Origin of the sequence: Acinetobacter sp. (assembly GCF_036666595.1) — a bacterium.
GTDB lineage: Bacteria > Pseudomonadota > Gammaproteobacteria > Pseudomonadales > Moraxellaceae > Acinetobacter.
Window position 1 is genome coordinate 1 of record NZ_JAVWVO010000102.1, and the last position, 371, is coordinate 371.

Genomic DNA, 371 nt, shown 5'->3' on the forward strand with positions numbered 1-371 from the left:
AAATTTAATGCAAGTTTGTCACTTTATGAAATAGATTTGGGAGAGCAAGATAATATTTCTAAAAAAATTTACTGGAAAGAAGAAAACGGGAAAGGCATTGGTGTAGTCATTGCGTGTGCTTCATATCCAAGTGGTGCTACGGCGTGTGAATTAAATAGTCATGTACCAAATTATGGTTTTAACACGAGTAGTTTAGAGATTGATTTCCATGCGGAGCTTCTGCCACATTGGGAAAAAATTCAGCGTGATTCTTTAAAATTATTTAATTCTTTTCAGATAGAAGAAAATAAAGTAAATGCTTCGGGTAAAGAACATTGATGTAGTAATGGTAAAAGTGGGGGAGGAAGAATGGATAAATACTTACTGGTGGC

1 pseudogene is annotated in these 371 nt (G+C 34.5%); it reads left to right on the forward strand.

Annotation, left to right across the window (positions count from 1 at the left end):
* Window positions 1–318, forward strand: a pseudogene (locus RR876_RS17015) (hypothetical protein); the annotation flags it as partial.
* Window positions 319–371 lie beyond the last annotated feature (53 nt).